At 45.0% G+C, this 23,840-nt stretch carries 22 protein-coding genes and 1 pseudogene; 4 read left to right on the top strand and 19 right to left on the bottom strand.

From position 1 onward, the window contains the following. Positions 1–97: 97 nt before the first annotated feature. A complete protein-coding gene (locus tag ASG89_RS18660; protein WP_057312373.1) occupies positions 98–1,066 on the bottom strand; it encodes a quinone oxidoreductase family protein in 969 nt (322 codons plus the stop codon). 106 nt (positions 1,067–1,172) lie between these two features. Then, the gene (locus tag ASG89_RS18665; protein ID WP_057312374.1) at positions 1,173–2,819 is read right to left on the bottom strand and encodes a GGDEF domain-containing phosphodiesterase; all 1,647 of its coding nucleotides are present in this window, start codon (positions 2,817–2,819) and stop codon (positions 1,173–1,175) included. Positions 2,820–3,105: 286 nt separating this feature from the next. Here ASG89_RS18665 and ASG89_RS18670 point away from each other — a divergent pair, with 286 nt between their 5' ends. Both ASG89_RS18670 and ASG89_RS18675 read left to right on the top strand, forming a co-directional pair. Continuing rightward, a complete protein-coding gene (locus tag ASG89_RS18670) occupies positions 3,106–3,870 on the top strand; it encodes a phytanoyl-CoA dioxygenase family protein (protein ID WP_057312376.1) in 765 nt (254 codons plus the stop codon). 105 nt (positions 3,871–3,975) lie between these two features. Continuing rightward, the gene (locus tag ASG89_RS18675) at positions 3,976–4,806 is read left to right on the top strand and encodes an AraC family transcriptional regulator (protein ID WP_057312378.1); all 831 of its coding nucleotides are present in this window, start codon (positions 3,976–3,978) and stop codon (positions 4,804–4,806) included. A 93-nt stretch (positions 4,807–4,899) separates the two neighbouring features. On the opposite strand, the gene ASG89_RS18680 is transcribed toward ASG89_RS18675, so the two are convergent. Continuing rightward, complete coding sequence (locus ASG89_RS18680; RefSeq protein WP_057312381.1) at positions 4,900–6,753, bottom strand: heparinase II/III domain-containing protein; 1,854 nt, start codon at positions 6,751–6,753, stop codon at positions 4,900–4,902. A gap of 174 nt (positions 6,754–6,927) precedes the next feature. Further along, the gene (locus tag ASG89_RS18685) at positions 6,928–7,560 is read right to left on the bottom strand and encodes an SGNH/GDSL hydrolase family protein (RefSeq protein WP_057312383.1); all 633 of its coding nucleotides are present in this window, start codon (positions 7,558–7,560) and stop codon (positions 6,928–6,930) included. Positions 7,561–7,844: 284 nt separating this feature from the next. Here ASG89_RS18685 and ASG89_RS18690 point away from each other — a divergent pair. Further along, positions 7,845–8,204, top strand: a pseudogene (locus tag ASG89_RS18690) (spore germination protein); the annotation flags it as partial. Positions 8,205–8,359: 155 nt separating this feature from the next. Here ASG89_RS18690 and ASG89_RS18695 read toward each other — a convergent pair. The 10 genes from ASG89_RS18695 to ASG89_RS18735 form a co-directional block, all read right to left on the bottom strand. Further along, positions 8,360–8,812, bottom strand: coding sequence for a VOC family protein (locus tag ASG89_RS18695; protein WP_057312387.1), 453 nt, complete (start codon positions 8,810–8,812; stop codon positions 8,360–8,362). 199 nt (positions 8,813–9,011) lie between these two features. Further along, positions 9,012–9,182: an aspartyl-phosphate phosphatase Spo0E family protein gene (locus tag ASG89_RS35690; RefSeq protein WP_082593394.1), complete on the bottom strand. Its 171-nt coding sequence runs from the start codon at positions 9,180–9,182 to the stop codon at positions 9,012–9,014. A 128-nt stretch (positions 9,183–9,310) separates the two neighbouring features. After that, a complete protein-coding gene (locus ASG89_RS18700; RefSeq protein ID WP_057312389.1) occupies positions 9,311–10,108 on the bottom strand; it encodes a polysaccharide deacetylase family protein in 798 nt (265 codons plus the stop codon). A gap of 75 nt (positions 10,109–10,183) precedes the next feature. Continuing rightward, entirely contained in the window at positions 10,184–11,257 is a 1,074-nt protein-coding gene (locus ASG89_RS18705) for a dihydrodipicolinate synthase family protein (RefSeq protein WP_414813277.1), read from the bottom strand. Then, a complete protein-coding gene (locus tag ASG89_RS18710; RefSeq protein ID WP_057312391.1) occupies positions 11,257–12,273 on the bottom strand; it encodes an NAD-dependent epimerase/dehydratase family protein in 1,017 nt (338 codons plus the stop codon). Before ASG89_RS18710 ends, ASG89_RS18705 begins: the two co-directional genes overlap by 1 nt. A gap of 1,019 nt (positions 12,274–13,292) precedes the next feature. Further along, entirely contained in the window at positions 13,293–14,639 is a 1,347-nt protein-coding gene (locus ASG89_RS18715) for a hypothetical protein (RefSeq protein WP_057312393.1), read from the bottom strand. Between the two features lie 351 nt (positions 14,640–14,990). Continuing rightward, a complete protein-coding gene (gene rbsK, locus ASG89_RS18720; RefSeq protein WP_082593395.1) occupies positions 14,991–15,890 on the bottom strand; it encodes a ribokinase in 900 nt (299 codons plus the stop codon). Positions 15,891–15,924: 34 nt separating this feature from the next. Further along, on the bottom strand, positions 15,925–17,307 hold the full coding sequence (locus ASG89_RS18725) for an ADP-ribosylglycohydrolase family protein (protein ID WP_057312395.1): 1,383 nt from the start codon (positions 17,305–17,307) through the stop codon (positions 15,925–15,927). A 77-nt stretch (positions 17,308–17,384) separates the two neighbouring features. Further along, a complete protein-coding gene (locus tag ASG89_RS18730) occupies positions 17,385–18,245 on the bottom strand; it encodes an AraC family transcriptional regulator (protein ID WP_057312397.1) in 861 nt (286 codons plus the stop codon). 29 nt (positions 18,246–18,274) lie between these two features. Beyond that, positions 18,275–19,192 (bottom strand): nucleoside hydrolase, encoded by a 918-nt coding sequence (locus ASG89_RS18735; RefSeq protein WP_057312399.1) that lies wholly within the window; start codon positions 19,190–19,192, stop codon positions 18,275–18,277. Positions 19,193–19,360: 168 nt separating this feature from the next. On the opposite strand from ASG89_RS18735, the gene ASG89_RS18740 reads away from it, so the two are divergent. Continuing rightward, a complete protein-coding gene (locus ASG89_RS18740; protein WP_082593396.1) occupies positions 19,361–20,107 on the top strand; it encodes a helix-turn-helix domain-containing protein in 747 nt (248 codons plus the stop codon). On the opposite strand, the gene ASG89_RS18745 is transcribed toward ASG89_RS18740, so the two are convergent. The 5 genes from ASG89_RS18745 to ASG89_RS18765 form a co-directional block, all read right to left on the bottom strand. After that, complete coding sequence (locus tag ASG89_RS18745; protein ID WP_057312401.1) at positions 20,098–20,298, bottom strand: hypothetical protein; 201 nt, start codon at positions 20,296–20,298, stop codon at positions 20,098–20,100. The genes ASG89_RS18740 and ASG89_RS18745 overlap by 10 nt on opposite strands. A gap of 102 nt (positions 20,299–20,400) precedes the next feature. Next, positions 20,401–21,309, bottom strand: a complete 909-nt coding sequence (locus ASG89_RS18750) for a fumarylacetoacetate hydrolase family protein (protein ID WP_057312402.1) — start codon at positions 21,307–21,309, stop codon at positions 20,401–20,403. A 46-nt stretch (positions 21,310–21,355) separates the two neighbouring features. Further along, the gene (locus ASG89_RS18755; protein WP_057312404.1) at positions 21,356–22,129 is read right to left on the bottom strand and encodes an SDR family NAD(P)-dependent oxidoreductase; all 774 of its coding nucleotides are present in this window, start codon (positions 22,127–22,129) and stop codon (positions 21,356–21,358) included. A 154-nt stretch (positions 22,130–22,283) separates the two neighbouring features. Further along, a complete protein-coding gene (locus ASG89_RS18760; protein ID WP_057312406.1) occupies positions 22,284–23,039 on the bottom strand; it encodes an IclR family transcriptional regulator in 756 nt (251 codons plus the stop codon). A gap of 53 nt (positions 23,040–23,092) precedes the next feature. Beyond that, positions 23,093–23,806: an MOSC domain-containing protein gene (locus ASG89_RS18765; RefSeq protein ID WP_057312408.1), complete on the bottom strand. Its 714-nt coding sequence runs from the start codon at positions 23,804–23,806 to the stop codon at positions 23,093–23,095. Between the last annotated feature and the right edge of the window lie 34 nt (positions 23,807–23,840).

The following is a 23,840-nucleotide window of genomic DNA, read 5'->3' on the forward strand; positions in this document are numbered from 1 at the left end:
AAAGTTAACATGCTTTGGACATAGCGAGAATACCTAAGATAAGCAGCTCCATGGACTATATGTTCAAAATTCTCCCGTGGAAGTTACCATTTTCCTCTCATGGTATTAGTACAATTTTGCCTGTACTCCGTCTACTCTCGAGTAAGCGATGGGCTTCAGCGCCATCCTTCAGTGAGAACATCGTCAGTGTATCCAGTTTCAGACTCCCCTCACGAAGTGCTCCTAACAAAACATTCGCTCGACGGATCCGATTCTCTAGGCTAGTTACGTGATTCCAGAGGTCACCACCGGTTAAGGTCTTGGACGTATCCATCAGCATTCTTGGATCCACAGGTGTTGGGTCACCTCCTGCCATTCCATAGAAAACGACAGTCCCCCTCGTTCTTACCGCAGCGAAGCTGTCAGATAAGGTGGACCCAACAGAATCATAAGCTACCTGGACACCTTCTTTTTCATGAGAACACTTCAACACTTCCTGGACCCAGTCCGCAGAATAGAGGAAGACTTCGTCTGCACCCGCGGTTAACGCGACATGCTTTTTAGCCTCGGATGAGGTGAGTCCGATCACCTTTGCACCTTTACTTTTGCACAATTGGATCAAAAGCTGACCCACACCGCCCGCAGCGGCATGGATCAGAACTTCATCGCCAGCATGGACGCGATAGCTGTCGTTCACCAAGTAATGCGCACTCATGCCTTGCAGTAGCAGACCAGCTGCATGTTCAAATGAGATGTCCGCAGGCAGCGGAATCGCACGATCTACAGGAACTGTGATTAGCTCTGCATTAGCAAATGGGACGTCAGCAAACGCGATCCGATCGCCGATCTGAATATGCTGAATGTGCTCAGGCACCCACTCGACGACCCCGGCACCTTCATACCCAAGAATATACGGCGGATTACCAGCCAAATGATAATTTCCTTTGCGACGATAGATATCTGCAAAATTAAGACCTATCGCTCTCGTCCTAACCAGAATTTGATCCCCATTTACCGTAGGGTCTGGAATTTCTTTATATTGAAGAACTTCGGGACCGCCGAATTGTTCGAAGATTAATGCTTTCATAAGTGACCTCCCAGGCTTAATTAACCGTTGTTATTTTATCATAACCGATTACAGAACCAAAAAAAGTGCCCCCAAACGCTCAACAGCGAATGAAGACACTTGAAAATTACCGATTTATAATCTCTAGGTGGGTAGGTAGATCCATATAAGGCATAGGCTTATTAATGTAATAGCCCTGAATGCCCCAGCACTGCATGTCGGCGAGCATTTGGAAATGATCACTTGTTTCGATGCCTTCTGCGACAACCAATAAATTCAGAGCCTTCGCCATGGCTAGAATAGCCGCAATTAATGGCACATTGCCATCTGAGATGAAAACGCGATCAATTTTCAGCTTATCAATCGGCAGATGCGTTAGCATACTTAATGATGAATATCCCGTTCCAAAATCATCCAATGCGATGGTAAAGCCTGCATGTCGCAGCTTCCCCAGAATGAGTTGTACTTCTTGCAGCGAGTGCAAAGTCGTACTTTCTGTAATCTCAAGTTCCATGGCGGTTGGGTCTACCCCTTCCTCTTGCAATATTTGCAAGACTTGGGCAACAAAATTCAATTCATTGAGTTGGATGCGTGAGATATTGACGGATATTTTGAACGAAGGATCGTAAACAGACTTTAATTGATGCCAATCTTTACAGGCTTGACGAATAACCCAGTAGCCGATAGGCACAATAAGCCCTGTTTTCTCAGCTATTGGAATAAAGTCACCTGGCTGTATGTACCCGCCATTCTCGCAATGCCATCTTAAGAGCGCTTCCGCACCAATCGCCTTTGCTGATGCTGGATTATAAATAAGCTGATAATGCAAAAGAAGTTCATCCTTATCCATCGCTTGCGAAAGTGCTAACTCGTGGATGAAATTCTCGACATGATCGTATTTTGAAGATGCTTCATACAAATGATAGCGTTTGCGACCCGTTCCCTTGGCTGTGTACAAAGCTATATCCGCTTGCTTTAGCAGATCTTGAATCGTTTCATCATGCTTACGCTCGGCAATCCCGATACTCACATTCACTTTAACTGCATGTTCATCTACACGGAACGGTTCATGGAACAGCTCGCTCAACTGCTCCGCCGTCTCTTTAATGTGGGCAGAAGGAATGGAATCCACAACTACGAATTCATCACCGCCTAAGCGCACAAGCGTATAACGACTATCTCCAAACACCTCGATTAGTCGACAAGCGACTTCAACAAGTACCGAGTCTCCAGCCTGATGGCCGAAAGTATCATTTATATTTTTGAAATTATCCAAATCCATTAAATAAATCGTAGGCGGCTCCAATACATGCTCGAGTAAATATCTCCGATTGAACAGGTTAGAGAGATCATCTTGATAAGCATAATTGTACAGCGTATTCTCATGCAGTTTGCGCTCAGTAATATCCCGAGTCACGGAAAAAATAAAACTAGCATTCCCATGCTCATCCAATATAGGCGTTAAAATGCTCTCGCCGCTTACAGTCCCATTAGGTAATTTAACGCCATCCTCGTATCGAATCGTTCGACGTTCATCGACTACTCTGGCATATTTATTATATAAGTAATTTGCCATACAGCTCGAATTCGATTCAAAAAAAGTTGTTCCCATTTGTTCCATCGTGATTCCACTAAATTTCGTTGCGGCATTATTAACGTAGTAATACGTGATCTCCGCACCTGTCACTTTCATAATGTAAATAGAGTCTTCAATATCATCCAGCATCATTTGCAGTAAATTCAAATCCAATGTTGTCGTTGCAGGAATTGTCATCCGTAGGACTCCTTTATCCGAATAACCTAAGCTATTTGCCCTTAATAGGCCTATTGTACTATCTATTCGACATAGTTCTTTGGTATCCCTTCCTAAAGTTCTACAATCTTTCTTCTATTGGTGTAGGGGATCGAATAGTTAACACCGAAGGGAGATCAAAAGCTGCCATCAAAACAATCGTTTTGTGCTATTCATAATCGTTTTACCTCCTTATTCGAAAGTGCCGAGAAGCTTACAATTACCTTATGCAAGTAATATAAGCTAGCAAATATGGGAGGTTACACGCATGATAACTAAAGGGAACCCATTCTCACTCAGTCAATATGTCAACGAAGGTTATAGCGGTCCTATGCAGGGACTATCACTTGAGGAATCCGAATTGTACTATAACCGTTTTTTCGAAGTAATTGAACAGAATAAATTCGAACCAGGTCCTACCAAAATGAATCTGTCCGCCTGGCATCAACGGCATCATTGGGCCTATACGCTAGCTACGCACCCAAGTATCGTTAACGCGATGAAGCAGATTCTCGGAGATGACTTGGTGCTGTGGGCCATGCACTTCTGGTACAAAGAGCCTAATAATGATAAATTCATCCCATGGCACCAGGATATCAATTATTGGCCAATGGAACCAGCGATCAATGCAACAGCATGGGTGAGCTTAGGGTGGTCGATTCGTGAAAATGGGTGTCTTCGCGTGATTCCTGGCACACACATGTCAATCGTTGAGCATGTTTCGACGGGAACTGATCAAAGTGCTTTTGAGCAAGGCTTGCCAGCGGAATCAATCGATGAATCGTTAGCGATAGATCTTGAGATGTCACCGGGTCAGATTGCCTTCTTCAATGAAGCTACCTTTCATGGTTCTGAAAATAACACATCGAATATACCGCGTGTAGCCTTTTCAGTTCGCTATACAACGCCTGAGGTCAAGTTCAAAATCGACGAATGGGGCGGCGATACATCGCGTATCCGCACTTTCCTAGTCAATGGTGAGGATCGGTTAAACCGCAACGAAGAAATTAAGGGCGTCGTGCCTCAGGATTAAACGAATTCAGTGCCTCCTCTGCACCCAACATGTGTATCGTTTAGTTGAGACGAGCATGATAGAATAATAGGAAATGACGAGATCCGTGGTGCGGAGGGATGCGCAATGAATTCTTTGCAGATGATGATCGAAGCGCTAGAAATCCGATTTCTGCATATTACACAGTATCAACTAGATTATCGTTGGCAAGGCAAAGAGCGCAGATTACGTCACTGTGTAATGTGGTATGTGCATCAAGGAAGCTTCCAACTCGATATTGATCAATCTTCCTTTCGGTGCAAAGAAGGTCAAATCATCATTCTGCCTGCTCATAGCTTGATTAGCTTTCACGCCATTTCGGATGAGTTATTGCTAACTAGCATTAATTTCGATGCCGAAATCTCCTTAGTCAGCAACCGCAGTTGGTTACAGCTTCTGAATCTTCCGAATGTATATGAGGATCAGACTAACAGGGTAGAACGTATTGTCCTCGAGATGCTTATTCCTGAGAATGATGCGACAGCTTATGTGCATTTACTGCAGCAGTCTTCATTGCTTCGCATATTATATGAGCTGCTGAATCATGGAGATGTGACGGAGATGAGCTCCAGTTATTCACACTTGGATAAGCGAATCCATACGATCATCCATTTTCTACATTCGCATCCACAACTGATGCCTGAAATTAAGGAGCTGGCGGAGCTGGTTCAGCTGAGTGATTCTCATTTGCGTAAATTGTTTATCAAACAAACCGGGCAGGCACCGCTTCATTTCGTACACAGCATCAAAATTGAACAAGCCAAAAAGCTCCTCGCTACTAGCGTGAAGCCGATTTCTCAAATATCTTATGAGCTTGGTGTTGAGAATGCGAACTATTTCTCTCGTATGTTCAAAATCAAAACCAGCCTAACCCCACTGCAGTATCGGCAGCAATTCGGGCTGTGGTTGAACGATTAGGATAGTAAAACCTACAGTTAATTCGGGCTGATCTCTGCTTTATCAGCTGATACCCAAGAATGCTGTAGGTTCTCCATCTAATTACCCTCGAGTCTACTCCAGCTCTAACGTAACCCGTATACTCACCTGATTTCCCACCTCAACCGCAGATAGATCAATTAAGTAGACAAGCTCTGTTCCGCCTTGGTGGTTTTGATGCTCCACGGCTTGAATCGAAGCTTTCAACTGTTTCGCATCATATCGAATCAGTTGTTGTTTACCTTTCCGAGCCTGCATCTGCATATCATCCTCACGCAAACCAAGCTCCAATCGGATTTCACCTTCCTGCACGATAACTGGCTTGTGCTGTGTAATGTAACGTTCCGTTACCGAAGCGCCAGACTCACGGAACTCAAAGGAATCCGAAATAGTCAACTTGCCTCGCAGTTTATCAAACTCAAAACTTCGCTCAAGCTTCTCCAGGGTTGGCACAGCATAAGCTTGACTGAGCTCAAGCTGGAACCGGTCACTTGCATCGCTGCATGCCACTCCAAGTACCTGCGCACGATGCTGGATGCCTGCTTCCTGGTGTTTACCGTTGATGATTGGAACGCTATGACCCGCTGAGCTGTTACAAAGGATTGAATACCGCTCCTCACCGAAATATTGCTTCGTGTATAGACCTGCCCCCAAATCTTCAAACCATCTGATCCCATCTACGATCCATAGAAAGTGTCCGATGTCATTGTGATTATGGGGCTCATCGTTATGGCCGCCTTTGGCTGCAAAGCTAACGAGCTTGCTGCCCACCTTCGCCCTGCTCACCATCCATTGTGCTTCTGGCAAGACATCCGTCTGCAACGGCATTCCTTCTCGCTCACGAAGCAGATCTTCATTCAACCACACCACGTTCCGTATCGCGCTAGCGAAGCGGCCACAATGATCAATCGTTACTGGCTGATTGTCCAAAGTCGGAATCCTAATCTCAGCAAACTGCTCGCACAAACGGCTGAAGATGCCAATTTGGATGCCATTTTTCCGTGAGCAGTCGGAGAAATTTGCAATATGATTGCCTTGCAGGAAGCAGCTTTGTGGGAATTGAGCCACTTTGCGAGCTTTGACATTCGACTGAAGAATATCCACTTTGCCGCCTGTACGCTGCTTCAGAAGTTCACTAAAGTACACATAGTAGCCGAAACCATAATACCAGTAGCCTAAGCCTTCCAAACAAGCGCCTTCTTCCGAAAAACCTTCAAGAAAGCAATCCATCGATGCGAGAACTCGCGCTATGACAGGCATCAGTGCTTTCGAATCCTGAATGAGGTAGATTGCCGTCATACCGATATTCCCCGCACAAACAGCAGACCAATTGATATCGCACGTTTCCCACCAAAAGGCTCTCTTGAGTGTCATATAAGGCTCGAGTACCCGCGCCATAATTTCACGTTGTACCCTTCTCACCACGAGATCATTTAACTGAGCACGGAACATATGGCAAGTCTCACTTAGCGCATGAGCCGTTTCTGAAGCAAACAAATCAATATGTTTATATTCTTCTCCCTCTGCGGCAGCATCATGATTCATCAAATGAGCAGGCAGACACCATGTATATTCATCACAAATAGCCCACATTGTATTCTCCAAAGCGGCCAAATAAGGTTCCACGCCATCCTTCAGCGCCGCCACAACCAAAGCCGCTAACCGTCGACGACGATCGAAATAGAGCGCTTCGAATTCGATTCTCGTTCCTACTGAACGATACAAATCCCACTCTCTAAAGGGTAATGCTGCAATGGGTTTGCTCCCGAACTCACTGATCAGTGGTGAAATCTCGTTATAGACAGCAGTAAGTAAAGGACTTTCCGTATGCCTTATAGGTGTTGTTACCACTTGTAAACCTTCTTGAAACAAACTGCCCTGATCGCTTTCAGCTTCTAGCAAAGCAGCTAATAGATATCGACTATTCATTGATATACCTCTCCATTCACATCGGATTATGTTTACCTTTAAATATAACCGCAAACGATGACAGCGAACTAGCTATTATCTTTACCTCTATCCGTCATAAATTGACCTCTTCGCTTCCAAAGAAAAAAGCCTCACGCTAACAAGCGGAAGCTTTTCTTCACCCCATCATATAAATTACTCTGCTGCCCCGACTGCCTTCAGCCATGCATTGGCAATTAATGCATGGCCAGCAGGTGATGGATGTACACCATCCGGTGCCCAGAAAGCGCTGTCAGCTTGCGTTGACGCTTGTGCAAATAATCCATCTAAACATACTAAACGCGCGCCGAATTCTCTTGCTAATTCACGCACAGCGGTAATCTTCGGATCCAAATCTTCTCTCCACAGCTTACGATCTTCCGGTACAGGCAGTACAAAAGGCTCGATGAGAAGCAGTTTCGCTCCTGTACTCGCCGTTTGATCCAAAAGTTGACGATATCCCTCTTTGAACATTTCAGTCGAAGTACCATCATTACGATCAAATCTGCGCCAAGTATCATTGATACCAATATAAATCGAAACGAGATTAGGTTTTAAATCCAGACAGTCTTCTTGCCACCGACCTTGAAGATCAGGCACACGATTGCCAGATATCCCCCGGTTTAAGAATTTAACTTGTTTCTCTGGATATTTCGCTGAAAATTGAGCAGCTGTCATAAGTGCGTAGCCTCTGCCTAAATCATTGCCATTGTCACGAATACGTCCAGCATCTGTAATACTATCTCCTTGAAATAGTACGACATCTCCTTGCTCTAACCATACTGCCATTCGAACGAATCCTCCTTTGATTTACCACTTCTGCATCTAGTAACATACCTATAATTCCCTCACAAATTATACCATGTCCTAGGGAGCGAGTGTACAACGAATATCAATGAAAGATGTGATGCATTTTACGCACATGCGTTTAAACACTGACAAATTTGGACAAAAAAGAGTGGAACTACACGGCCAAGGATTTATCTACTCTTGTCTCTATCTCGAATATCACTGAAATTGTACATATGGATGAGTTGACTTCCCATTTATCTTGCGGTTGTGTTGGACTTTTTGTTCAAGGTGTTTCCACTTGCTTCGCATTAGGCTTGGCCAAATGGGGAAACGCGCAATTAACGAGCCAAGTACTGAAGCCGTCGTACGAGGACCTCGTGAGGGTTTTACGGAAACACTTCCGATCAATACCTCCATGCTGCGCAGAAAAATCAAGAGTCCAGCGATGAAAATGATCGCTTACACGATTGGTACACACACGCAGCGCTATGTGTTTTTTCTTTACAACGCTCTTATTACCATCCCTCTATATCGCTATTCTAACTTTCCATCAAGAAATGGTTCCGACTTCGTTGTTGCTTAGCATCGCGAAGTCACGTGAAGATATTCCTTTTCCTGCGCTTGTAGAAGCCTTGCTCATGGGAACCTTCCAAGGATCACCTTTGGCGAATCTCTGCTCTTAATAATAAGGCTATGTTAAATCCTGAAGTTGTTTTACGACAAGAAAACCGCCTCTTTGAAGAGGCGGCTTATTGAGCTTCGTACCCATTAGTCTTTCACACTGCTTAAACGTCACTTATTTATTACCGAGTTGTTCCGCCAAACCGATTAGAAGTCCTTCATTTCCACGAATGTAGCAGAGGCGATATGAGTTCTCGTACTGAACCACTTCGCCAACGAGCTGAGCACCATGCTTAGTAAGTCTGGATACCAGTTCGTCAATGTCTTCAACGGTGAACATGACGCGTAGATAACCGAGGGCATTTACAGGTGCGGTTCGGTGATCTGATATCGTAGGCGGTGTGATAAATCGCGAAAGTTCAATTCGACTGTGGCCATCTGGGGTAACCATCATAGCAATCTCTACACACTGTGAACCCAACCCAGTTACGCGACCAGCCCATTCACCTTCGACAGTAGCTCGCCCTTCAAGCTTCAAGCCAATCTCCTGGAAGAAAGAGATTGCGTTATCAAGGGATTCTACAACAATGCTAACATTGTCCATTCTTAGTAGTTTGTTTTTTTCCATAATTTTATCTCCTTATGTGTACAAATTTATTCCCCGATCATCTTCCTATTCATTCTATCAAAAATTACTAATTCCTTCCAAGCGTTTAATAACTTGTCACAGTTCATGATAACAAAGATAAGTCACAACAAGGTTTAACGTAACCAAAAAATAAAAAAACCGAGATGCACACCCGCAAGTGTAAACTCGGTCAACTTAATTAAGCGATGGTTCGGAGAAATTGAAACTGATAATAGGCATTCAACAGTTCATCCAGCTCGATAGAAAGTTTCAATACCGTTTCAGACAATAGGCCGTATGTTTGACTAGCAAGATTCAGTTCATTGCGTAATGCCTCAATCTTCTCTTCCAACTCATATCGATATCCCATATTGATCCCTCCGATTTTTGAAATTCCTATTGTGGATAACTCACACGTTTTGTTACCTATATCATAATTGATTAATGTTAAGAAACTATTAGCAAATCTAACGAATTTACAAAATTTTCAGAAAATTTCTACATTTTAACCAATTGACCTGCAGGAATTTCCACGATTTCGCCTTCAGCACTTAGCCAAACCGCGATGGCCGAAGGATTATGAATGATACGACAATTAGCAGAGAACCGCAAGTTTTCAACCGCTTTCATATAGGCCACAATTTCAGCATTGGTTGCAAACCAAATGTCAGATCTGCCCTTTACTTTCTCACCAAATTGCTCAAGGATCTCCCAGTTGTTATCGTTCTCAAACTCATAGCTGTGTCCCCATACATATAATAACGCCATGCGTGAATGTCTTTGTTCTAACTGCACGAACGTATCTGCAAGCTCAAGCATGTTCTTATGATGACACGATGGGTGCCACTGTAAGAAATCATTCGGCATTTGAAAACTGCCGTGGCTTGCAACCGTCCGCGCATACTCAATGCCTAGTGTAGGAAGCGCCTGGATGACGCGATCTGAGTAGGTTCCGAACGGGTAGCTCATGCCACGCACAGGATAGCCAACTAACGATTCTAATGACTCGCGATCTTGCGAGAGTTCTCGAACGATTTGATCCATAGGCGATTGCTCCAAAAAAGGATGATCAATGGTATGAGCAGATACCTCATGACCTTCGAACAAGGATGCGATTTCGGATGCCTCAATATAGCCTTCTTTCCCCAAGAAACTGCTGTTCAAATGAAACGTTCCCTTAAGCCCGTATTCATTCAATATACGCACAAGCCTGCGATCATGTATCCTTCCATCATCGTAACTTAGCGTTAATGCTTTGGTAACACCTTGTGGAAACCGATCTAATCGAATGCGCATAGGAATCCCTCCAAAAAATAAGTCTATTACATTCTTTCAATGTAACAGAAACTTCTCTGGTGGGCTATCATTTCCTTACTCGGCTAACCAATTCGAGAGATTCGCTTTCACGAATGCATCATCATTCAAATGTGGATAGTCCATGTACATGCGATCAATTTCTTCTGATTGTCCTGGGGACAATTCTTCATGTGGATTCAAACACCACGTGCCTTTCAACAACCCTTGTCGACGGAGCACTTCATGAATACCCGGAATACATCCAGCAAAGCCATTGGCAGGATCAAAGAACGCTGCATTCGCTTCCGTAACTTCGATATTGCGAGTAAGCCACTCGGATGCAAGTGTAGGATTCATTCGCACCGCTTTTATTTCATCTAACAGTTCCACTGCTTTTTGCGTCCATACGGCCCAATGTCCAAGTAAACCGCCTACAATTCTTTTCTCTATGTTCTTACCCTCAACTTGGAATTTATAAACAGTTAGAAGATCATTAATAATGTTATCATCATTCCCCGTATAGAGAGCAATCTCATCGCGACGCTCTGAATAACAGACGGCACGCACCACATCGATCGTTTGATAGCGATTGAAGGGGGCCATTTTAATAGCGATAATGCCTGGAATGTTCGCGAATTGCTTCCAAAAATCGAAGCTGTATACCTTACCTCCAACGGATGGCTGCAGATAGAAGCCAATGACAGGCATTTTCTCGGCAATACGAGCAGTACGTTCCAAGATTTGTGCTTCTGTCCAACCAGTCAAGCCTCCCATAGATAGTAAAGCAGCATCATAACCAAGCGAAATCGCGATGTCAGTCTCATGCTCCGCTTGATCCGTAGGGCCGCAGATGCCTGCAACCTTAATAAAGGGACGAGTCAATCCTGCGCGGTCCACCTCTTCAGCAGCCATACGAAGTACTTTTTCGTACAAATTATATTTCGGATCACGAATTTCAAATTGTGTGGAATGCACACCAACTGCAATACCTCCAGAACCCGAAGCCATATAGTAACGTGTCAATGCCCGTTGACTTTGTTCATCCAATTGGCGATCTGCAGTTAAGGCAAGCGGATGGGCCGGTATGACGAGCCCTTCATGCAATGCAATACGTTGCTCATTCGTTAATTCCCTACGTACCGTCATCATTAAAATTTCCCCTCTCGCTCTTGAAAATGAGTAGGTTTATTAATCATACTGCCCCCATGCTCAATCCACTCTGCTACCCAGTCGAACATTTGGAGTAAAGAAACTTGTGGGTATCCAAATAGCTGCATACTCTTCGCTGCATTGCTAAGTAGCGCTGTTTCCGACTCTTGACCTTTGAAAATAGGCTCAATCCCCAGTCGCTGCCCGAGCTGCTGTGCCGCATATTTCACGGATACGGTCTCTGGTCCCGTTACATTTAAGAAATTAGCTGGGCTTTGCGTAGCCAATAGAGAACGGATTGCTATTTCATTCGCATCCCCTTGCCAAATGCAATTGAAATGTCCCATGGATAGATCGATGGCGCGGCCTTCCTTCAAGGACTTCGCAATTTCCAACAGAACTCCATAGCGCAAATCAATGGCATAATTCAAACGATAGATCAAAACCGGTGTTCCGTTCTTGTGACTATAATGCTCGAACATCCGCTCACGTCCAAGACAGGACTGACCGTATTCCCCGATCGGAGCTGGACTAATCGCTTCATGAGCTCCACCATACGTTACCGGTGTGAAAGGATATACATTGCCTGTAGAGAATACGACGATACGGGATTTACTAAATTTCTCAGCAACTCGACCTGGCAGGTAGGCATTCATCACCCAAGTGAAATGCTCCTTACCCGTAGTCCCAAATTTCGTGCCAGCCATGTAAATCACATTAGGAACATCTGGTAACGCTTGAAGCGCTTCATCATTTAACAGGTCACAAGCAATCGTTTCTACCCCGGAAGATTGTAGTTCTTCCTGCAAACCACTTTCGGAGAATCTCGATACCCCATAAACCTTTTTATCAACACCTGCTGCCCGAATGGCATTCATCGCTAGCCTAGCAAGACTCGGCCCCATTTTCCCACCGACGCCAAGCAGCATAATATCTCCCTCTAGTTCCTGCATAAACTGTATTAGAGCAGGTGAAGGTGTTGACATGACCTTATCCAAATCTTCTAATGTTCTCATTCTCGCATTCTCCTCACATCATGATCTATGTTTAAGCTTCCTGACTGTAGTATACGGACTCTCAAATATAAAAGACAAATCTTTATGTTGTCTTTAAATGAGCAGAACATCTAGCGTCTTTCTTCGGGGATTAGCGAGCGGAAATCGGAATGCGATTCGGGTGATTGGCGAGCGCGGCTTGGGATGTGATTCGGGTGATAGACGAGCGCGGCTCGGGACTCGGGATGCGGATTCGCGTGATCGGCGAGCGCGGCTCGGGATGCGGATTCGCGTGATCGGCGAGCGCGGCTCGGGACGCGATTAGCGAGATTGGTGAGCGGGGACATAGTTGGTGGTGTTTGTGGTTTGAAGCAGCTACTGTTGCGGAAAGATACCATTAACTGTAAAATATACATCTATTTACGCGAAATTCTCCCGAAAAATTAATTTAACTGTAAAATATGTAGTTAAAAGCGTCTCTTCTCTTTTGTTCCGATCGGTTAAAAATCACAAAATTAACTGTATGTTTTCCATCTAAACTGAGTTTGACCAGGAAATCACAAAATTTAACTGGAGAAAATCCATTTATTTGGTTGGAGCACGGGAGATTTACGAATCTACTCCTACTCCGACAACTACAACTCTCCCTCTCTTCTTGCAAATCACATATCTCACATCATCACGCATGATAAAGGAAGAGGCAATCTCATAAGTGGAACCACTACCGTCGTTGATCAAATGGTTACTAATTCTGCACAAGGGGAACCTAGATGCCTTATTTGGATGAAGTCGACTGAAATCGAATCCGAGGGGAACGTAGATGCGCTAAATGACTGATTTTCTTGATTTATCGGGATTTTCGGCAAAATAGGGCACTGTAGTTCCCTTCGATGATGATTTCGCCTATTTATCCGTGATTAGGACATCCTAGTTCCCTTTCGAGGGGGGACGGGAGGGACAGCGCCAGTTGTTTAAACAAAATGAAACCGTTCCATGCGGCTGAAGGCAGCACTGGAACGGTTTATCATTATCACTTCTGCTCAGCTGGGATCAGCCGCCAAATTCTCCAGAAAGTGAAGTCGGAACGTTTGTTTTGGCCTGCCTTTCGGCACTTTCACATAGCCAACACTCGAAATCAAGTTATGATCCATCCATTGCAGCAGAAGACGATGCGTACTTCTGACAGTTACGCCAAGGATACCCGCTAACTCATGCACTTCGTATTCCAGCTTGCTCGTCCTTGCCACAGTCGTCATTAAACGACTCAAATACGTCGATGTCATCCCAGCATCTTCTGCACTCTTCAGCAGCTCAGGATCTGTCATCGACAAGTCTCTGCTCAGTGGGTCTGCCATCTCTAGAGGGCCAATTAATGTCTTGTCCTCCCGCACAATAAAGCAGGTATTGCCTCCGGCTTCTTTGCATCTGCGCAGCGCAAGGCGAGCATGCGTACCTGCTTCATTCGCACTGCGACCGAAGCCGATGCCCATACTAAGAGAGAGCCCTAGTGATTTCCAAACTTCCCGAGCGAGTGGAACTGATTTATAGCCAACCGTCTCGCGTTCGAAAATCCCCCGGGTCGTAAAAAACAAATACTCATCCGCGCCTAGATGTGTTAAATAACCATCTAACGACTCCACATAGTCGATCAGTTTTCGATGCACTTCCAGCTTGAAGCGCTGAATATCGTGCTCTGTACTTTGCTGCTGCAGCTTTTTGCCGAATTCGTCCACGTTGATCATACCTACTAGGATTTGTGCTTCTTTACTGCGCCGTGTTTCTGTTGAAAGAAGTGCACGTTCCAATGCCACTGTAATGTTCTGATCGGTCGGTGTAATCCACTCACACGGAATCCCCAGCCTATTCAGCACGTCAGCGACCTGAATGTCTGTCGTTAGCGCTGCTTTCGTTGCTCCCCTGCGGAAGGCATCCTCATGGAATTGCGTTACCATCTCCACTTGCGGGTAAGGTACGCCATCATAGATGAGAAAACTAGCAGGTGTTTCACCAATCTCTTTGACGTGCCTGCTTAGTGTAGATGATGTAAACGAATCAATGCTAAAAATCGCATCCACCGCATTCAACTCCGGCTTACTGCGTAACCGATATAACGCACTAAATAACCCGGTGTCAGTCAACGGGATCATATGAACGGGTAAGTGTGTAAGTACATGCTCCTTTACTCGTCGATAGAGTGTCGGTCCTGTTACTAGTAGCACTTCAACCTCTAAGAGCAGCTTCTCGGCAATCTCTGATGCTGTTTCTGCTGAACATGCACGTGCGATAGGCTCGAAGGATGGGAAGGACGTCGCAATCACACTCAATACTTTATTCACCAGAGCCTCTGGCCCTAATATCCCAATGGCAATTCGATTCGGAATATCCATGTGTGACGGCTCCTTTGCTTCATTAATATGATCAAGTATACCCCTGTTCAACAATAAAAGACAAATCATTATTCTGTCTTTAAATCGGAAAATTGGCATTTATATGATGCAATCGGCCGCAAATACCCCTCACACAAAGAAAATGGGGAAATAGTTCGCAAGAATCGAACTATTCCCCCATTTTGAAAAGGAATTCTCATTTAAATTCGGTACTATGGACTATCGCTGTTTTCCGGCGAAGGTGTAAGGATTTCTGCTCATTGGATGCAATCTGGGATGCATGTCAGTTCATCTATGTCTCCCCTAGCCCAAAGCCCAGCTGCGAGATTCACGCGCCCAACCTCTTACGTTCTAGCTTAATTCCGCAAGCAGCGGCATCCCCGCCTGTGCTCCAAAGCGCGTCACCGACAACGAGGCTGCTTTAACAGCAATCGTTGCTGCTTCCAGCACCTCTTTGCCTTGAGCAAGTGCGACAGTGAAAGCTGCATTACACGCATCCCCCGCTCCCGTCGTATCCACAACTTGGACGCGTGGTGCTGGAATCGTGGTCAGGTTCCCCGCCACCATCATAGCTACGCCCTTCTCGCCTCGAGTGAGCAGCAACCGCGGTCCCCTCGTTTCCCATTGCTGCATCCCCGCCACCAGCTCAAGTTCACTAGCGTAAGCAGTTCCGCTGAGCAGCTCAAATTCCGTTTCATTCGGTGTGATAAAGTCAACGAGCTGCAGCAACTCTGAAGGCAGTTCAACCGCTGGCGCCGGATTGAGCACGGTGCGAACGCCAGCTCCGCGCGCAATCTCAAGTGCCGCCTGCACAGCCGGCAGAGGAATCTCGAGCTGCACTAGCAAAGCATCTGCTTCTTGAATAAGCTGAGCATGCTGATGCACTTGCTCGGGCGTTACTTTGCCGTTAGCTCCTGACACAATGACGATGCAATTGTCATCCTTGGTATGTAAGATGGTTGCTGTGCCCGTGGAACAATCCTCTCTGCGAACAATGGCTTCTGTGTGAATGCCATGCGCGGTCATTTGGGCAAGCAGCACATCCCCGAAGCCATCTCGGCCTACCGCCCCGATCATGGCAACTTGTGCGCCAAGCTTCGCACAACCGACGGCTTGATTGGCCCCTTTACCACCAGGGATCGTATGCAATTCATCCCCCTGCAAAGTTTCACCAATCTTAGGCATTCGGCTCATAGACACGACTAAATCCATATTCAAGCTGCCTACAACAGCAATTCTTACACTCTTCATACAAGATAGACTCCTTCTCTAATCCAACAATGTACTAACGATTTAATTTCTTAAATACTTCAAAGCTTCTTTCACTACAGGTTTGTATCGAAATGGGATGGAATCCTGGAATTTGCGAATACAAGGTGTCATTTAATGGTTCGATCCAGTGGGCAGGAATTCCTTCCTTGCCAAGCATTGCACCCATAATTGAGCCCACGGTGGCCCCGTTACAGTCCGTATCCCAGCCTCCTAGGACAGCCGTGGTCATCGCCTTGGTGAAATCTCCTCCACCATGAATGAGCGCAGCAACAACTAAAGCTGCATTATTATTCGTGTGTACAGGGTGATAATGATTGAATGCATGCCAAATGCGTTCAACTAATACTAACTGATCCGTTGTAGACTTAGCTATCTCAATGGCAATCTTAATATCTTTTGCTAGTCGGGACGTGCTAGGAATCTCGCTCAAACCAATTTGAATAACACGTTCGATATCGTCTTCAACAAATGCCGCTGAGATCATTGCTGCCACGAACATTTCACCGTAAATCCCATTTTTCACATGAGATAAAGAAGCGTCTCTCCAAGCTAGTTCTGCAGCCAACTCCGGGTTACCCGCTGCCCCGTAGGCAAAGCCATCCGCTCGAATTTGGGCACCAATCCACTCACGGAACGGATTCAAGTGCATGCGAACCCACTCCAGCTTCTCTCGCCAATCTTCCGGCTTCTCATCATAATAATGATGGGTCACTTGGGCAAAATTCAAATATGCCTTTGTCTCCGCTGTACAAACAGATTGATACGGCAATATGCGATGCCATAGCTTTCCAATATCCCACGTATCAAAGTCAAAACCGAACTGCTCTAATGCCATGAGACCTAGCACGGTGTACCTGATATCATCATCAGTTGGCATGAAGGTAATATGCTCTCTTGTAGCAGGCTTATGAAATGGAAAAATACGAATGTTATGTGTTTTCTCAGCTTCAGAATGAAAAGGGGCATAATTGTTCATTGGCCATGCATTCGCCCCTTTATACCACTTCTCTACATACTGCCAGCCTGCATACGTCTCATCACCGGACATATATGTTGGATTCTCGAAAGGAAGTCCCAATGCGCAGCCTGAACATCGACCTAACCATGCCCCATAAAATTTATCCTTCCACTGCTCTTCCGTCAACGAATAGGTCAATTTCCTTGGACCTTCTGGTCGTAGTCCTCTGATCTCCTCTAGACCATTCGGCTCTTGAAAAGGGAACTCTGAACTTGGCTTTAAAGCCATTAGCCTTTGATAGATTTCCATTAACTGACTGTCGGTTAACTTAGGCGATGCTTGAATCTCCGCTTGGATTTCTTCGACATTACAACCTTCTTCACGTCTTTGAGTCACTTCACCTTTGACCAAACCTCTTAATTGCGACCAACCCGCCATAAGAATCATCCTTTACACTTATATTTATAAGTGATTATACGTCCTGGCTTCCGATTACGCTTATCAGTTCCTGCCTGCTAATTATCACAAATTGCGAATCCGGCAAATTGATTGCGATATTCAATCGGTGAGAGATGAACATGCATAGCAAATGCCCGATAAAAGCTCGGAATACTTTGGAAACCTGCATCAAAGCATATTTCTGTCACGGCTTCATTTGTCGCAACCAGCTTAGCCTTAGCATGTTCGATTCGAAGATGCATCACATAATCTTTGAAGTTTTTACCTGTCACTTCTTTGAAATCATGTGAGATACGAGATGAACTGATGTGATACTGTTCCGCCAAATCTTGGAGGGCAATCGGCTCCCGGTAGTGTTGCTCTAAATAAGCTAGCATCCCTTTGATCCGTGTAAAAGCCTGCGCTTGACCCCCACGGTCATTCTGATCACTGCCTTCAGATACATGACGAAGCAAGGACACACAAATCTGCAAAAGATATCCCTTAGCAGCGCTCTCATATCCTTCTTGCTGCTCATGCAGCTCTTGATGCAGTTGCTGCATGAGCAAAGAAAGCAGCTGTGCTGCCTTCTCGTGCGCCGGTATGTGATTACAGAAATGAACAGAGCTATATGTAAAAGGAAGCAACAATAACTCATTTTCCTTCAGAAGTATGCGCGGATCCCATTTTAGAAATAAATACGTACTCGGATCACGCTGATCGGAAACAGCGATATGAAGTTCACGATGATTAACAACAAACACATCCCCTTGGGAAGCCTCATAGCACTTATTTGCATAATAAAATTGACCTTTTCCCCGCAAGCACACGCCAATTTCTAAACTGTCATGATAATGTGGTCTTTCCCTCCTCGTATGAGGCGTCCAAATGAAGGAAATCATCTTTAGTTCTTTCGGAAAAGTAACTGCTAATTTCACTTGGTTGCCTCCCCTTGAGCCATCATATCCTAGATGGAGCTGCGCAGCTTCTGGAACAAATCTCGAAATACTTGATCCCGATCAATATAGTGAACATACCTAATGAGATGTCGTGACTGATCTTGGCTCCATCTTGCCTCGTCAGATACGATCGGGCTTGATAGAAGTACACTTGGTGTGCTTCGTTCATTCACAAGATAGGCAATCGTTGAAATATCCCATATCACACGAGAGTAGGCGTAATGATCAGGATGAACTTGTCGGAACGTCTCATAGAGATACTCACCTATCGCACCTGATTCCTTCACATAATCTCTCATCTCGGATAATGTTGTACTCAAATGTGAGGCGACGCCCATACAGGGGATTAATACGAGCGGCACACCGCTATTCATAATAATTCGTGCTGCAGGAATATCTTGCTCCAAATTAAATTCCCGCGTGCTTTGCCAGTGCAGCGCATGCCCTCCTAGCCAAACCACAACGATGTTCTCGATAATGCGTGGTTCCATCAGAATAGCGGAAGCCACGTTCGTTATTGCACCGATGGCTACTACGTATAAGGGATCCTCTGGCGATGAAGCCATTGCGCGTTCCACCAAATTGCGGGCTGCATCGCTCACCTCCGGTGTTTCGGAACCTGGCAGATACGCCTCAGACCCTTTATAAATAGGAATGTCTGTGCGTTCCATCAGTTTTAGGATTCTATGCAACTCGTGATAACTCTTCTCCATGCCATCTTTCGGTCCTGTCGATAGATCGTTAAAGAATGGTGCTGCATAGAAAGCTTCTACTTGAAGTCTTTCTGGCGATTGCAAGGCATATACGACAGCAAACTGATCATCAATTTCATTAAAGGTATCCGTATCAAGCACCATTCTTATCTTACCGGTTCTTGAATTCAAGCGTTCAACGCGTTGCGCTTCGGTAATTACTGGATATTGCATGGGACAACTCCTCCATTTTATATCATGAATTGGCTCATCTACTTACTCAACAAATAAGAATATAGAGATATTCTACCTAAATTCATGCTATATTTTTATCATAGATCGGCTTATTTTTTATACGATTCGGCTATCTATGTTAAGTTATAAGTGGTAGGAGGAGCTGTAGTGAACGGACATTTGGATTTTCTTTTTCGAACAACGAGGCCCCAAGATTGGATGATCCATCCGCATAGACACCAGTGCTATGAATTGGTTTATTATATGCAAGGAAGTGGCTCAACTCGAGTAGGAGAGTACACGCACCACTTTCACGATGACACCTTCACGTTAATTAAGCCGCATACACTGCATGATGAGAAACATGCGACTGACAGCGAAGTTCTATTTGTTGGATTTCAAGCGGAGCTCGGCAAATATCCACTTCGAGAAGGTTTATATATCGACCAATCGGAAGGAGCGATTCTTGCTTTGCTGCAAAAAATGATCATTGAGATGCAGAATAAACGCTCATTCTATACGGTTAAGCTAAATCATCTTGTTGGTGAATTGATTATTGAACTCCTCCGGTATGATGAATTCACTACCTCCGAGCCATCTGTCGATAAGGTCATTTATGCCAAAAACTACATCGATGAGAATGTCAGTCAGAAAATCAGTGTTGAAACATTAGCAGATTTAGTTGGCTACAGCTATGATCGTTTCCGTCATCTTTTCAAAGAACAATATGGTCTTTCACCTATGCAATACTTGATGTCCAAGCGCTTCGAACTAGCCAAACGACTGTTGAAACAAACAGATCTCTCCATATCCGCCGTTTCAAATGAGAGTGGTTTCTCCAACGATACGCAGTTCTGCTCCCTTTTTAAGAAAGTGACAGGACTCTCTCCTCGCCGGTATCGCATTCAACAATGAAAGAAGCCCGTACCTTCCTGCTGGAAATACTCTTTGCCTTCTTCTACTACTTGCATTTGACCCTTAATGGCAAAAATAAATACATTAAAATCTGCATTTCGGTCCGGATGGATCCAGCCTTCTTGCGTTAATGTCTTCCCCATATCTCGAATGAATTGAAAATACCCCGTGTGCAACCGGATCTGATTCATACAGTCTTTCCTTTCGTTGGAAAGAAAAAAGACAACCCGCAGGTTGTCTCTTGCTCTCACTAAGCGGTATGCTTTTATTATGCAAGCGATCACCGAATTCAGCTATACTTGCTCATCCACCATGCGATTCGTCAACGAGCCTAATTTCTCAATCGCAATCGTAACCACGTCGCCATCCTTCAAATACACACGTTGATCTACAGGCTTTCCAAGCACAACACCTTCAGGCGTTCCTGTCAAAATAATATCACCAGGCGACAACGTCATATGCTGGGAAATATAACTGACGATTTCATCACAGTGGAAAATCATATCCGATGTATGCGAATTCTGTCTCGTCTCACCATTAACCGTGCAACTGATTGTTAACTGATTTGGGTCCCCAACTTCATCCGCCGTTACCAAATATGGGCCAAGTGGGCTGAACTTATCACAGGATTTCCCCAGCAGCCATTGTTGTGTACGCATTTGTAGATCACGCGCTGACAAATCATTCACATTGCAATAACCAAACACATGGCTTAATGCCTGCTCTTTGGACACATATTTCGCTTGTTTTCCGATGACGATGACCAGCTCTGCTTCATAATCAACCTGACTTGTGACACGATTCGGAAGAGGAATATCATCACCGTGCGAAGCAATCGTATTACTAAACTTGTTGAACAAAATAGGATATTGCGGAATTGCCGCATTCGTTTCTTCAGCGTGCTTGCGATAGTTCAAGCCAACGCAGATGATTTTACCTGGATTGGTGACACAAGGGCCATAGCTTACTTGGGATTCATCCAAAAGGTATGGACTTTCCGCTGTTGCCCCTTCAAGAACTCTTGCAATATAACGCTCGAGCGCAGGAATCACTGTTTCTGAATGAGCGATGACGGACATAATGTCGGTTGGAATCCCTTCCTCAGGGAACGCTTTCAATGCCTCTGTTATATCGAATACGTTGTTCTCCAACTTCACACCAAGATGAATGCTACCTGGATGGTTAATCGTGACTAGTTTCAAAATGAACATCCTCTCTTATCAATAAATAGGAAATGTGCTTCTTTATTTACGCATTCTTACCGAACACAGCGCCACCATCAATATACAAAGGTGAGCCCATCATGAATTTGGATTCATCAGATGCTAGGAATAAGGCAGCTTGCGCTACATCCTCTGGTGTTCCAAGTTCATTGCTAAGTTGTCTACTTTTCAGAGCAGCAATAGCGGCCTCAGGATCATCATAAGAGGTTTTCAAATAATTCTCAACAAAAGGTGTTAAAATCGTGCCCGGCAGCAGCGCATTCACCCGAATTTGGTATGGGGCATAATCGACCTGCATTGATTTCGTCAATGCCAGCACAGCTCCTTTGGTAGCTGCATAGGAGGCACGTCTAGCTAACCCAATCTCCGCAATGCAGGAGGACATGTTGATAATGGACCCGTTGCGCTTTGCCATCATATGCGGAATAACGTATTTGGACGGCAAGAAAACGCCGCGAATATTCACACGAATTACACGATCCCATTGCTCCGGTTCCAGCTCATGTAAGGCACCAACACCGCTAATCCCTGCATTATTAAAAAGTACATCAATTCGTCCACACGCTTCGATTGCTCGGTCGACCATCGTTTTCACGGAATCAGGATCCGTCACATCGGCTTGCAGGAAGAGCGCTTCTCCACCGTTAGCTCGAATTTCGGATGCTGTTTCCTCACCTTTGACCGCATCCAAATCATTGACGATCACATGTGCTCCTTCTTGGCCAAATAGTAACGCTGTGCTTCGCCCGATGCCTGATCCGGCACCTGTAATTAGGATTACTTTATGTTGTAATCTCATTTGGTTTCACCTCATAGTTTATTATAATAAACTTAGTTTATAAAATTTATATACTAAGTCTAGCATCCCTTATCCTTGGCGTCAACGCAAAAAAAACCAGATACAACCCGATGCCCGGATGTTAACTGGTTTATCTATATTCTCATCTTAGAAGCTAGACCGGTAACGTTGACGATATCGCATGTGCGAGAATACGAATCTCTTCCTTCACTAGTTCTTGTTTATACGTCCATTGATGTACAGGCATTGAGCAACTTACAGCCGCTATCCACTTGCCGTTACGATCAACAATCGGCATGGCCAAGCAGCAGAAGCCGAGCACGATTTCTTCTTGATCCACTGCGTAGCCTTGTTTTCTTATCATGTGCAGCTGTTCCAGCAGTTCTTCCCCGCTTCGAACGGTATTCGGCGTGAACGCTTGATAGCTGCCTTCTTCGTACAAGGCGAGGACCTGTGAATCCTCCAAAGCAGACAGCAGTACTTTACCCATCGCCGTTGCGTAAGCAAGCAAACGCATGCCAGGCTCTGAGATGAGACGAACTTGCGCTGGCGCCTCTTTTTTGGCCAAATACACGAGTTCACCTTTCTCCAATCTAGCCAACTGAAAGGTTTCACCGAGTCGCTCCACGGAACGAGCAACTTTCTCCTCAAATAACTTTACTAGCGACATGCCTGCGAAATAGGCGTTGCCAATGACACCGAAAAAGGAGCCGAGCACATAGGTATCCCCTTTTTCCCTAATGACCCAATTCAACGTCTCCATCGTATGTAAAAGCGAAAACATCGTGCTCTTATTAATCCCTGTTGCACCGCTCAAATCCATCAACCTAAGCTGCGAAGGCTGATCCGCTACTAACTGGAGAACATCTTGTGCTCTTTCCAGTGCTGGGACCCAATATTTTCTTTCCATGTGTATACCTCACTTAAACTCGACTGTCCATAACCGTTCCAACCGCTGCTGAATTACAGTAACTTGACCGTATCGCCAAGTCGAATTTGACCTGTTTTCACGACAGAAGCATAGACACCAAACCGCAGATCGAAGCCTTCGTTTACTTGTTTGAGTACCGAAGGATCCTTATCCAGCGTATCTGGATCTATCGTAATCATCATACATCGATCACAGAAGCTGTCTACTTGCAATTGTACTTCGCCTATAGCAATCTGTCGACCTATCCATTCTCCTTCGGAGCAGGCATGGTCATCTAACGCAATTACGAAATTGCCACGGAACCGACGTTGATCCAAGTCCTTGCCATGCAGACTCTCAAGTTTTCTTAAGCTAGCATCTGTGATAAGAAGAATGCTGGCACCATCAACGGAAAACAGTTGTGGATGCTCTGGATGCGGCGCCTTTAATCGCGACATTGTAAGGGTAGTCTTTGTTTGACTTTGTATCTCCTGCAAAAGTGCATCGTCCCAGCCGAATACTCGCCCATCCCCTGCTGTTATTTGGATATCTCCATCGTGATACCTTGCTTGATAGGTTAACATATTAGGGATATTGCGTGCAGTCACATACCGCCACCAGCCCGATTTGGATTCATCATAGAAGGACACAAACCGATCCCCTAACATCCCATAGTCTTCAATCTCGCACGATGTCAATTGCTCTCCTGCGAATGACTTAACGGGATACCGATTGATTTCACTTATTTTACCAATGGTCACTTGCACAAGTAGATCCTCCATCAACCTTAAATTCCGCGCA

It is taken from the genome of Paenibacillus sp. Soil766, assembly GCF_001428105.1.
GTDB lineage: Bacteria > Bacillota > Bacilli > Paenibacillales > NBRC-103111 > Paenibacillus_E.